We start from the raw sequence: 11,605 nt of genomic DNA on the forward strand, positions 1-11,605 counted from the left end.
TAAGGTTTAAGGTAGTAACAAATTATGTCAGAGGAAGTGATTGAACAAAAAGCGATAGAGAAAGTGGTTACAGGTATGCCAACAAGGGATGGCGCAGGCGTGTCGCTTACTCGTATTATCGGGCAACCTGATTTACCTCGCCTCAATCCTTTTCTAATGTTGGATTTTTTTGGTTCAGATAATCCAGACGAATACATTGCCGGTTTTCCACCACACCCTCACCGTGGTTTTCAGACAGTTACCTATATGCTCGCAGGTAAAATGCGGCATAAAGACTCTGTAGGCAATGAGGGGGTTATCAATGCTGGTGGCATTCAATGGATGAATGCGGGTCGAGGGATTATTCACGAAGAAATGCCCGAGCAAGAAGAGGGACTATTGCAAGGTTTTCAATTGTGGGTGAATCTGCCGGCAGCAGAGAAAATGTCGGCACCGAACTACCAAGACATACAGCCAGATAGTGTTCCCACCGTGCAAATACAAGACGCTTTAGTAAAAGTATTAGCAGGGAAAGTTGGTGGTGTGAAAGGACCTGTCAAGACAACGGCGGTTGCTCCCACTTTTTTAGACGTATCGCTAAAAGGCGGGAGTGCTGAAATTGCCCTAAACTCCGATGAAACGGCCTTTATCTATGTGTACGAGGGTAACGTAAAAATTAAAAACGGCGATCAAGGCAGAGAAACTATTGTGTCTCCGGGAGAACTGGGCGTTTTGTCACAAAATGGAAAGCAGCTATCTGTATCTGCCGATACGGGATGTAAGTTTATCGTTGTCTCAGGTAAACCTATTGAAGAGCCTGTGGTGCAATACGGGCCTTTTGTAATGAACACACAGGCGGAAATTGTTCAGGCTTTTAACGATTTCCAAAGCGGTTCATTGGCGAAGTAGAGACTAGACTGGTCTTTTTTGAATCTACCGTACTTTCGCCGAAAGTATCGTCATAAAGACGTTCCATAACAGTATCTACTTCGAACTCGCACTTTAAATTTATCGATTGGAAACAGCGTTAGCAAAACGTTGCGCTGTTCAAATTGAATTAGTAATTCACCCCCTCTAATGATTTAATATCGGCATGTCTAATCTCTTTTACGACTATAACAAAGGGGCGTATGCGCTTTTTAGTTGTAAAATGCGATAATGTAATCATAAATAGTTAAAACACAGGGAATTTCGATTTAAATGGCAACCCCAATTACCTGCTTTAAAGCGTACGATATTCGTGGCGAATTGAACTCACAACTGACTGAAGATGTAGCGTATCGAATTGGCTATGCTTTTGCGCAAGAATTAAATGCAAAAACTGTTGTTGTTGGTAGTGATGTGCGTCTTACGTCAACACCATTAAAATTAGCGTTAAGCGCGGGTCTAATCGATGCTGGTGCAACAGTGACCGATATTGGCATGGCAGGAACAGAAGAAATTTACTTCGCTACCAAACACCTTGGCGTTGATGGTGGTATTGAAGTAACGGCAAGTCATAACCCCATTAATTACAACGGTATGAAACTGGTGAAGTCAGGCTCTGTTCCAATTAGTGGCGACACAGGCCTAAACGCGATAAAAGAGAAAGCGGAAGCACTAGAAGATAGCTTCGTGTCAGAGCGATTAGCACACTACACTGAGGGTGCGTTGATTGATGCTGATGCGTTTTTTAACGGTACGGCCCATGTAAAAGAAGACAAGCTTTCTGAAACCGATAAATATGCGGTTAAATCGTGTATGTCTGACTATGTTTTTCACATGCTTTCTTACGTTAATTTGAGCAATTTTACGCCGTTAAAAGTGGTGGTTAATGCAGGTAATGGTGCCGCAGGCCCTGCGCTAGACGCTATTGAAAAAGAAATGAAAGTGCAGGGTGTTCCGATAGAGTTTGTGAAAGTACATCACAATGCTGATGGTACATTTCCAAACGGCATACCCAATCCATTGTTACCTGAAAACCGTGCTGACACGGCTGACGCTGTTAAAGCGTCGGGTGCTGACTTTGGCGTTGCGTGGGATGGTGATTTCGATCGTTGTTTCTTGTTTGATGCTGATGGTGAATTTATTGAAGGATATTATATTGTTGGCTTGCTTGCTGAAGCCTTTATCGAGAAAAATACCGATAGCAAGATCATATATGACCCTCGCGTATACTGGAATACAGAAGATATCGTGGCGAATGCAGGCGGTACACCTATTAAGTCGAAAACCGGCCATGCGTTTATTAAGGAGCGTATGCGCAAAGAAGATGCGGTCTATGGCGGTGAAATGAGTGCGCACCATTACTTTAGAGATTTTGCCTACTGTGATTCAGGCATGATCCCTTGGTTGCTAATTGCCGAATTGGTGTGTGTGAAAAAGCAAACACTAGCGAGTATGGTAAAAGCGCGAATTGAAGCGTTTCCTTCTTCTGGTGAAATTAACAGTAAACTGAAAGATGCTGACGCTGTGCTGGAACGCGTTACAAGTAAATATCAGCCACTAGCCAGCGTAGTCGATACTACCGATGGCCTGGGTCTGGAGTTTGGTACTTGGCGCTTTAACTTACGTAAATCGAATACTGAGCCAGTTATTCGTTTAAACGTCGAAAGTAAAGGCGACACTGCGTTGATGGAACAAAAAACCGAAGAGCTACTTTCTCTCATTCGCGCTGAATAACCACGGTACTTTTCGTTAATACCGCTAGATAGGTATGAAACGAAGGCGATAATATGGTGATATTATCGCCTTTTTTGTTTTCGAGATTTAAACTTGTTAAATCTCTATTTATCAATAGCTTGAGCTGGTTATGCGTAACTTTATGGCTTGAGTTAGACACTCGCTTAATCACCGCAGGCTTTTGCCTCTATTACATTTTTTGCAATTAACTAATGTCATGCCTTTAACGCTAAGCTGTTAGTAGTAACGTTATACGAGCAAGTAAATCATCCAGGCGTGACAGATAACAACGACACTTGTTAATCCCATCCGCAAACTTATGTAACTTACAATCTGCTCTTTAGGAAGACTAAGGATAAACTTGTCGTAAATAAGTACGGCGACGTAGCTTAGCGATAAAACGCCAAAAACTCTTACATCGTGCGAAAACACTAAACACAACCACCCGACAATCGTAGGCAGCATAGCGATAAGCATTTGCTTGTCGTAACGTTGATTACTTATTGCGTCCCACCAATGGATACCGCCAAAAAAAGACAACAGCACGGCAGAATATTGAACAAAGTAAACAGCGCTTTGTGTAAGTGATAACAGGTTTACCTGATAAGCCAGTGGCATAGCCACAAAAGGAATGAGACCGGCAATACCTAGAAAAACCGCTGAATAGGGCATTGTTGTTCCTTGAAGTAATTTTGTATAAACAAAAATAGCGCCTTAAAGGCGCTATTTTTACTATTAAGCGTAATACTTAGTTCAGTATTTACTAATTTACTACTTAATTGGCGTGTACTTACGCTGGTTATGACCAGTGTAAAGCTGACGAGGACGACCAATTTTTTGTTTAGGGTCGCTCATCATTTCATGCCAGTGTGAAATCCAACCTACTGTACGAGACAGGGCAAAAATACACGTAAACATGTTTGTTGGAATACCAATCGCTTTAAGTACGATACCAGAATAGAAGTCTACGTTCGGGAACAGTTTCTTCTCTGCGAAGTACGGGTCACTCAACGCAATCTTTTCTAGCTCCATCGCTACTTCTAGTAGTGGATCTTTTACGTTAAGCTCGCTTAATACTTCGTGACAGCTTTCACGCATAACTGTTGCACGTGGGTCGTGGTTTTTATAAACACGGTGACCGAAGCCCATAAGACGGAATGGGTCATTCTTGTCTTTAGCGCGTGCAATAAACTCAGGAATACGATCAACTGTGCCAATTTCTTCTAGCATGTTCAGACATGCTTCGTTTGCACCACCATGAGCAGGACCCCAAAGTGAAGCAACACCAGCTGAAATACATGCATATGGGTTTGCACCAGAAGAACCAGCAAGGCGAACGGTAGACGTTGACGCATTCTGTTCGTGGTCTGCGTGAAGCGTAAAGATACGGTCCATCGCGCGCTCAACAGCTGGGCTGATTTGATATTCTTCTGCTGGTACAGAGAACATCATGTTCAGGAAGTTTGCTGCATAGCTTAAGTCGTTTCGTGGATAAACAAACGGCTGACCTACATTGTACTTGTAGCACATAGCAACAAGGGTAGGCATCTTAGCAATTAGACGGTGCGCGCTGCGAATGCGCTGTTCTTCATTAGAAACGTCTAAATCACTATGGTAAAACGAAGACATAGCGCCAACGGTACCGCATAGCATTGCCATAGGGTGCGCGTCGTTGCGGAAGCCATGGAAGAACATGTTTATTTGTTCATGTACCATGGTGTGACGTGTAATTGTCTCTTTAAATTCTTCGTACTGTTCTTTTGTCGGTGCATCACCGTGAAGAAGCATGTGACAAACTTCTAAATAGTCTGCGTCACGCGCTAGTTCTTCAATAGGGAAACCGCGGTGTAATAATACACCTTGAGCGCCATCAATGTAGGTAATTGAAGACTCGCAAGATCCTGTCGCCATAAAACCTGGGTCGTACGTAAAATAACCGTGCTGGCCTAACGTACGGACGTCGATTACATCTTGTCCTTCGGTGCCAGACAAGATAGGAAGCTCGATTTCCTTACCGCCGGCTTTAAGAATGGCTTTCTGATCTGCCATAAAATGCTCTCCTCAGAATGGTTCTGTTTGCAGCGAAAACGGACGAAAATATCCGCTTCGTTGGGAAAAGTGGGCGTATTTGTACTTTATTATGCACCAACAAGTCAATTTAATTGCATATTTGCACAATAAATATTCCGGATTGCTTAAAAAAATACTAGCAATTGGATAACGTTTAATTAACCCGTTGGGATTTCACTTTGCCCGATACGATGCAATTATCAATGGCTTTTCGATAAAGGTAAACCATCGAACGATAAATATATTAGCAGGTTGGTTTAAAAAGTAACCTTTTGATGAAGAATAAATACGCAAGTAGATTAAAAGTGGTTAATTTGTCGTTGTTCTGCATAGTTATTCCATTGGGCTACTGGTAAACTTTCCAACACTGTGATTGCGCTCGTTTAAACGTATTGCGCGCAATTTTGATCGCTTTTAATCAAAATTTTTATCGCAAAAGCGTATATAAAGACTAAAGTCTTACTACGGCACAAAAAATTGTAATTATATACTACGCTGGATATACTCAGCGGTGCTTTGAATACAGAATAATTATTCTGTTACAGGCATTAAAGAATAATTCACAAATTGTTAACAACTCATTGGATGAGGCAATTAACAGGTTAAAAATCGAATTCACTTACTCAGGACATAATAAAGGTAAGAAATTCATTATCCCCTACGGATTAAACAGGCATACATTGTGAAAAAGCAAAGACCAGTAAATTTAGAACTCAATACTATTAAATTTCCGCCCTCTGCTATTTCGTCAATTCTCCACCGTGTAACCGGTGTTGCAATGTTCTTCGCGCTACTTTTTGTTATCTGGGCATGGGCAGTTTCTGTTCATTCGCCTGAAGGTTTCGCGGACGTACAAGCAATCATGGACGGTTTCCTTGGAAAATTTGTCGCAATTGGCACAGCTTCAGCGCTGACATATCACATTCTAGGCGGCCTAAGACACGTTGTTATGGATTTAGGTCACTGGGAAGAATTAGAGTCGGGTAACACAAGTGCAAAAGCAGTAATCGCACTTTGGGTTGTTCTGACCGTAGTATTGGGAGTTGCATTATGGTAACCAACCAAGCAAGTATTAAGCGCGACGGCGTACAAGACTACGTTTCACTTCGCGCTACAGCAGCAATTATTTTCGCGTACTCGGTTTTCATGGCGTGGTTCTTTATTACCACCGATAACCTCACGTTTATCGAATGGCGAGGGTTATTCTCTGGCCTGGCTATGAAAGTTTTCACATTGGCAGCACTAATAGCAGTGATGATCCACGTGCGCATCGGCCTTTGGCAGGTGCTTACAGACTATGTTAAATCAGCAGGTCTGCGCGCAGGACTACAATATATCTTAAATATCATCGCATTCGGCTATGTAGCTGTTGGCCTATTCGTACTGTGGGGAGTGTAAAATGAGTTTGCCCGTTCACGAGTTTGATGCAGTTGTAATTGGTGCTGGCGGTGCAGGTATGCGCGCAGCACTTCAGATTTCGCAGTCTGGTAAATCATGTGCACTGTTATCTAAAGTATTTCCAACCCGTTCTCACACTGTGTCTGCGCAGGGTGGTATTACCGTAGCATTAGGTAATTCACACGAAGACAACTGGGAATGGCACATGTACGATACCGTTAAGGGTTCTGATTATATCGGTGACCAAGACGCTATCGAATATATGTGTAAAACCGGTCCAGAAGCTATTATTGAAATGGAGAATATGGGTTTACCGTTCTCGCGTTTTGAAAATGGTAAAATTTATCAGCGTCCATTTGGTGGTCAGTCTAAAAACTTCGGTGGCGAGCAGGGCGCTCGTACCGCAGCTGCAGCCGACCGTACTGGTCACGCACTTCTTCACCTTCTTTATCAACAAAACGTAAAGAATAAGACGAAGGTATTCTCTGAGTGGTACGCACTAGACTTAGTGAAAAACCAAGACGGTGACGTTGTAGGTTGTACAGCAATCGACATTGAAACAGGTGAAGTTGTTTACTTCAAATCACGTGCTGTTGTTCTTGCAACAGGCGGTGCTGGTCGAATCTACGCATCTACTACAAACGCACACATCAATACCGGTGACGGTGTTGGTATGGCACTTCGTGCAGGCGTTGCGGTTCAGGATATGGAAATGTGGCAGTTCCACCCAACGGGTATTGCTGGCGCAGGTACATTGGTAACGGAAGGCTGTCGTGGTGAGGGTGGTTACCTTCTAAACAAAGATGGCGAACGTTTCATGGAACGCTACGCTCCCAATGCGAAAGACCTTGCTGGTCGTGACGTTGTTGCGCGTTCAATGATGACTGAAATTCGCGAAGGTCGCGGATGTGAAGGCCCGTGGGGTACGCACATTAAGCTTAAGCTAGATCACCTTGGTAAAGACGTACTTGAGTCTCGTCTACCTGGTATTCTTGAGCTTTCACGTACGTTTGCACACGTTGACCCTGTAAAAGAGCCAATTCCAGTAATTCCTACTTGTCACTATATGATGGGTGGTATTCCTACCAACGTTGATGGCCAATGTTTAACGGTTGATGAAAACGGTAACGACAAGGTCGTTAATGGTCTATTTGCGTGTGGTGAGATTGCATGTGTATCTGTTCACGGTGCGAACCGTCTTGGCGGTAACTCACTACTTGACCTTGTCGTATTCGGTCGTGCGACTGGTTTACATCTTGGTAAGACTTTGTCTGAAATGGCACCAACACGCGACGCATCAGAGTCTGATCTTGAAGGCTCTATGACGCGTTTCAACCGTTGGGAAAATTCAGAGAAAGGTAAGGGCGAAGACCCAGTACAAATTAAGAAAGACTTGCAGAAATGCATGCAGCTTAACTTCTCAGTATTCCGTGAAGGTGAAGCAATGGCGGAAGGTCTGAAAGAGCTTAGCGAAATTCGCGAGCGTCTTAAGCATGCACGCCTTGACGACAAGAGCGCAGACTTCAATACCCAGCGTATTGAGTGTTTAGAGCTTGATAACCTAATGGAAACCGCGTACAGCACAGCAGTAGCAGCGAACTTCAGAACGGAAAGCCGTGGTGCGCACAGCCGCTTCGACTTCCCGGACCGTGATGATGACAACTGGCTATGCCACAGCATCTACGATCCGAACACTGATAAAATGCTTAAACGTGAAGTGAATATGGCGCCTAAGCTTAGGGAAGCATTCCCGCCTAAAGTGCGTTCATATTAAGAGAGGCAACGATCATGCAATTAACTTTTTCGATTTATCGTTACAACCCAGAAGTAGATGCGAAGCCTCGCATGCAAGACTACACTCTCGAAGTAGAGGAAGGTCAGGACATGATGGTGCTAGACGCGCTACTTGCACTTAAAGAGCAAGACCCGACGCTTTCTTTCCGTCGCTCTTGTCGTGAAGGTGTATGTGGTTCAGACGGTGTGAACATGAACGGTAAAAATGGCCTGGCATGTATTACTCCGCTGTCAGCTCTAGGCAAGGGTAAAATTGTTGTACGTCCACTTCCAGGTTTGCCAGTGGTGCGTGACCTTGTCGTAGACATGACACAGTTCTATACACAGTACGAGAAGATTAAGCCGTTCTTAATCAACGACAGCAAACAGCCGCCAGCACGCGAGCACCTTCAGTCACCTGAAGAACGCGCGAAGCTAGATGGTCTGTACGAATGTATACTGTGTGCGTGTTGTTCTACATCATGCCCGTCGTTCTGGTGGAACCCAGACAAGTTCATCGGCCCTGCTGGTCTACTTCACGCTTATCGTTTCCTTATCGATAGCCGTGACACAGCAACCGAAGAGCGTCTTAACGACCTTGATGATGCGTTCAGCGTATTCCGCTGTCACGGTATTATGAACTGTGTAAGTGTATGTCCTAAGGGCTTAAACCCTACAAAAGCAATAGGCCAAATTAAGTCTATGCTTTTACAACGGGCTGTTTAGTACTATATTCTGATAGCTTCCTAAAGTTACAGATAGTGATGCTCTAAATAGCCATCCCGAAAGGATGGCTATTTTTTTATATATTCGCTGTTATAACACTTGGTTATGCTGAGAATAACCTTATAATACATCTTGATTGTTAACTAGATTTTATAAAACGTAGCAAGGCAAATTAAATGCAAGAAAGCGTGATGAAAGCGTGGTGGGATTCCTCGCACATGGCAGGTGCCAACGCTGCCTATGTTGAAGAGTTGTATGAAACCTATTTAGAAGACCCGCAAAGTGTCTCTGAAAATTGGCGACAAATCTTCGATAACCTCCCCAAAGTCGATGGCGTAGAGTTAGAAACCAATCATACAACGATTAAAAATCAATTTAGGCAACTTGCTGCGTTAGGGCCAACGGCCCGCATGTCTAGTCCGTCTGTGCCTTCTGCAAATGTTTCAGACGACAGGCAAGTTAAAGTTCTCCAATTAATCAATGCGTTCCGCTTCCGCGGTCACCAGCACGCAAACCTAGACCCGCTAGGTTTATGGAAACAAGAGCGTGTACGCGATTTAGAACTGTCTCATCACAGCCTTTCCGAGCAAGACTTCGATTCCGTGTTCAATGTAGGTTCATATGCAATTGGCAAAGAATCTATGCCGTTGGGTGAACTGTTTAAATCGCTCAATCGAACGTACTGTGGTTCTATCGGTGCAGAATACATGCACATCACTGATACAGAACAGAAGCGTTGGTTACAGCAAAAGATTGAATCGGTTCAAGCAAAGCCTGAAATTTCTCGCGATGAAAAATTAGGCATCCTTAAGGGCCTCACTGCGGCTGATGGCATGGAAAAGTACTTGGGTTCTAAATTCCCAGGTGCAAAGCGTTTCTCTCTAGAAGGTGGCGACGCACTTATTCCTATGCTTAAAGGTTTAATCACCAAGGCTGGCACTGCAGGGACCAAGGAAGTGGTTATCGGCATGGCCCACCGTGGTCGTTTGAACGTGTTAGTTAACGTATTGGGTAAAAACCCATCGGTACTATTTGACGAGTTCTCCGGCAAGCACGATGATTCGTTAGGCGCAGGTGACGTAAAATACCACGCGGGTTTCTCGTCTGACTTCGCAACCCCAGGCGGCAATGTTCACTTGGCTCTTGCGTTTAACCCGTCTCACCTTGAAATTGTTAACCCTGTAGTAATGGGGTCTGTACGTGCTCGTCTTGCTCGCCGCAATAACGACACTAACACGGTACTTCCGATTACTATTCACGGTGACTCAGCAATAGCAGGTCAGGGTGTAGTACAAGAAACCTTTAATATGTCTCAAACTCGCGGCTTCGCTGTGGGGGGGACTGTTCGTATTGTAGTAAACAACCAGGTTGGTTTTACCACGTCGAAGACAGAAGATACTCGCTCGACGCAATACTGTACTGACATTGCAAAAATGGTACAGGCACCAATTTTCCACGTGAACTCTGATGACCCTGAAGCGGTTGCCTTTGTTACACAACTTGCACTTGAATATCGTAACAAGTTCAAGAAAGACGTGGTAATTGACCTAGTATGTTATCGTCGTCATGGTCACAATGAGGCGGATGAGCCAAATGCCACACAGCCGTTGATGTACCAAAAAATTAAAAAACATCCGGTTCCACGTGCACTTTACGCTGACCAGCTTATTGCTGAAGGTGTGATTGAGCAGCGTGACGCAGATCGCTATTTAGAAGAATACCGTGCAGCACTCGATCACGGGGCGTGTGTGGTTGAAGAGTGGCGTCCAATGACCGAGCACAGTGTAGACTGGTCTCCATATCTAGGTCACGACTGGGATACGCCTTATGATGGCGCGCTTTCAGTTGAAAAGCTTAAAGCGTTAGGTGAGTCAATCACTACTATTCCAGAAGAGCACAAGCTTCAGTCGCGTGTTAACAAGCTGTACCAAGATCGTAAAGCGATGGTCGCGGGTGAAAAGCTACTCGATTGGGGTATGGCAGAAAATTTAGCTTATGCCACTATCGTAGATGCGGGCGAAGATATTCGCATTACCGGTCAGGATTCTGGTCGTGGAACTTTCTTCCACCGTCACGCGGTATTACACAATCAAAAAGACGCATCGACATATATGCCGCTACAGCATATTCGTGAAGGTCAGGGCGAAATCGAAATTTACGACTCGGTGCTTTCAGAAGAAGCGGTGATGGCATTTGAGTATGGTTATGCGACTGCAGAGCCTACCTGTTTAACCATTTGGGAAGCCCAGTTTGGTGACTTCGCTAATGGTGCACAGGTTGTTTTTGACCAATTCTTAAGCTCTGGTGAAGCAAAGTGGGGCCGTTTGTGTGGTTTAACAGTATTGCTTCCTCATGGTTATGAAGGTCAGGGCCCAGAGCATAGTTCTGCGCGTCTTGAGCGATTCTTGCAAATGTGTGCTGACCACAACTGGCAAGTGTGTGTACCTTCAACACCTGCACAGGTTTACAACATGCTTCGTCGCCAAGTGGTGCGCCCCATGCGTAAGCCACTTATCGTAATGTCGCCTAAGTCACTATTACGTCACCCTCTTGCGGTATCTTCACTTGAAGAACTAGCAGAAGGTAAATTCCACAACGTAATCGGTGAAATTGATGATATCGATCCGAAGAATGTGAAGCGTGTTGTTATGTGTTCAGGCAAGGTTTACTACGATTTGTTAGACCAACGCCGTAAAAATGAGCAAACAGACGTTGCAATCATCCGTTTAGAGCAACTTTATCCATTCCCACAAGAAGAATGCGCTAAAGTTGTGGCACAATACAGCCATGTAAAAGATTGGGTTTGGTGTCAAGAAGAGCCTCAAAACCAAGGCGCTTGGTACTGTAGCCAACACCATTTCTGGCAAGCAATTCCAGATGGCGCAAAATTAACATATGCAGGCCGTGATGCATCCTCGTCACCTGCAGTAGGTTATGTATCCGTTCACAACCAGCAACAGAAAGCCCTGGTTGAAAACGCACTCACAATTAAATAAGG

General features: G+C 44.4%; 9 protein-coding genes. 7 read left to right on the top strand and 2 right to left on the bottom strand.

Annotated features, from left to right (window positions below):
* Positions 1 to 24 precede the first annotated feature (24 nt).
* Complete coding sequence (locus V7R42_RS12385; RefSeq protein ID WP_334020563.1) at positions 25 to 888, top strand: pirin family protein; 864 nt, start codon at positions 25 to 27, stop codon at positions 886 to 888.
* Between the two features lie 291 nt (positions 889 to 1,179).
* On the top strand, positions 1,180 to 2,640 hold the full coding sequence (locus tag V7R42_RS12390; protein ID WP_334020565.1) for a phosphomannomutase CpsG: 1,461 nt from the start codon (positions 1,180 to 1,182) through the stop codon (positions 2,638 to 2,640).
* A 249-nt stretch (positions 2,641 to 2,889) separates the two neighbouring features.
* Here V7R42_RS12390 and V7R42_RS12395 read toward each other — a convergent pair whose 3' ends face one another.
* Positions 2,890 to 3,312, bottom strand: a complete 423-nt coding sequence (locus V7R42_RS12395) for a DUF3429 domain-containing protein (RefSeq protein WP_334020567.1) — start codon at positions 3,310 to 3,312, stop codon at positions 2,890 to 2,892.
* Between the two features lie 99 nt (positions 3,313 to 3,411).
* Positions 3,412 to 4,689 carry a citrate synthase gene (locus V7R42_RS12400; protein ID WP_014949444.1) on the bottom strand — a complete coding sequence of 426 codons (1,278 nt, stop codon included), beginning with the start codon at positions 4,687 to 4,689 and terminating at the stop codon, positions 3,412 to 3,414.
* Between the two features lie 703 nt (positions 4,690 to 5,392).
* On the opposite strand from V7R42_RS12400, the gene sdhC reads away from it, so the two are divergent.
* The 5 genes from sdhC to V7R42_RS12425 all read left to right on the top strand — a co-directional run bounded on the left by sdhC (position 5,393) and on the right by V7R42_RS12425 (position 11,603).
* Positions 5,393 to 5,767 (top strand): succinate dehydrogenase, cytochrome b556 subunit, encoded by a 375-nt coding sequence (gene sdhC, locus V7R42_RS12405; protein ID WP_014998321.1) that lies wholly within the window; start codon positions 5,393 to 5,395, stop codon positions 5,765 to 5,767.
* The gene (gene sdhD / locus V7R42_RS12410) at positions 5,761 to 6,108 is read left to right on the top strand and encodes a succinate dehydrogenase, hydrophobic membrane anchor protein (RefSeq protein WP_334020569.1); all 348 of its coding nucleotides are present in this window, start codon (positions 5,761 to 5,763) and stop codon (positions 6,106 to 6,108) included. Before sdhC ends, sdhD begins: the two co-directional genes overlap by 7 nt.
* Position 6,109: 1 nt before the next feature.
* Entirely contained in the window at positions 6,110 to 7,882 is a 1,773-nt protein-coding gene (gene sdhA, locus V7R42_RS12415; RefSeq protein ID WP_334020571.1) for a succinate dehydrogenase flavoprotein subunit, read from the top strand.
* 14 nt (positions 7,883 to 7,896) lie between these two features.
* Positions 7,897 to 8,607, top strand: a complete 711-nt coding sequence (locus V7R42_RS12420; protein ID WP_012518362.1) for a succinate dehydrogenase iron-sulfur subunit — start codon at positions 7,897 to 7,899, stop codon at positions 8,605 to 8,607.
* Between the two features lie 176 nt (positions 8,608 to 8,783).
* Positions 8,784 to 11,603, top strand: a complete 2,820-nt coding sequence (locus V7R42_RS12425; protein WP_334020572.1) for a 2-oxoglutarate dehydrogenase E1 component — start codon at positions 8,784 to 8,786, stop codon at positions 11,601 to 11,603.
* Positions 11,604 to 11,605: the final 2 nt, after the last annotated feature.

This window comes from Alteromonas sp. S015, from assembly GCF_036864485.1.
Classification (GTDB): Bacteria; Pseudomonadota; Gammaproteobacteria; order Enterobacterales; family Alteromonadaceae; genus Alteromonas.

Coding starts and splice junctions, on each gene's coding strand:
- sdhD (WP_334020569.1), top strand. CDS start 5,761: ATGGTAACCAACCAAGCAAGTATTAAGCGCGACGGCGTACAAGACTAC.
- V7R42_RS12425 (WP_334020572.1), top strand. CDS start 8,784: ATGCAAGAAAGCGTGATGAAAGCGTGGTGGGATTCCTCGCACATGGCA.
- sdhA (WP_334020571.1), top strand. CDS start 6,110: ATGAGTTTGCCCGTTCACGAGTTTGATGCAGTTGTAATTGGTGCTGGC.
- V7R42_RS12420 (WP_012518362.1), top strand. CDS start 7,897: ATGCAATTAACTTTTTCGATTTATCGTTACAACCCAGAAGTAGATGCG.
- V7R42_RS12395 (WP_334020567.1), bottom strand. CDS start 3,312: ATGCCCTATTCAGCGGTTTTTCTAGGTATTGCCGGTCTCATTCCTTTT.
- V7R42_RS12385 (WP_334020563.1), top strand. CDS start 25: ATGTCAGAGGAAGTGATTGAACAAAAAGCGATAGAGAAAGTGGTTACA.
- V7R42_RS12400 (WP_014949444.1), bottom strand. CDS start 4,689: ATGGCAGATCAGAAAGCCATTCTTAAAGCCGGCGGTAAGGAAATCGAG.
- V7R42_RS12390 (WP_334020565.1), top strand. CDS start 1,180: ATGGCAACCCCAATTACCTGCTTTAAAGCGTACGATATTCGTGGCGAA.